This is a genomic window from Gilliamella sp. M0364 (assembly GCF_016100565.1).
In the GTDB taxonomy this organism is placed as follows: Bacteria; Pseudomonadota; Gammaproteobacteria; order Enterobacterales; family Orbaceae; genus Gilliamella; species Gilliamella apis.
Genome location: NZ_JACFSF010000032.1, coordinates 1 through 403, shown reverse-complemented (window position 1 = coordinate 403; position 403 = coordinate 1). Strand labels below are relative to the sequence as shown.

Genomic DNA, 403 nt, shown 5'->3' with positions numbered 1-403 from the left:
ATGTGCGAACTCGATATTTTACACGACTCTCTTTACCAATTCTGCCCCGAATTACACTTAAAACGACTCAACAGCTTAACGTTGGCTTGCCACGCATTACTTGACTGTAAAACTCTCACTCTTACCGAACTTGGCCGTAACCTGCCAACCAAAGCGAGAACAAAACATAACATCAAACGAATCGACCGATTGTTAGGTAATCGTCACCTCCACAAAGAGCGACTCGCTGTATACCGTTGGCATGCTAGCTTTATCTGTTCGGGCAATACGATGCCCATTGTACTTGTTGACTGGTCTGATATTCGTGAGCAAAAACGACTTATGGTATTGCGAGCTTCAGTCGCACTACACGGTCGTTCTGTTACTCTTTATGAGAAAGCGTTCCCGCTTTCAGAGCAATGTT

At 44.7% G+C, this 403-nt stretch carries 1 pseudogene; it reads left to right on the top strand.

The features are described 5' to 3' along the window. Window positions 1-403, top strand: a pseudogene (locus H3U96_RS11125) (IS4 family transposase); the annotation flags it as partial.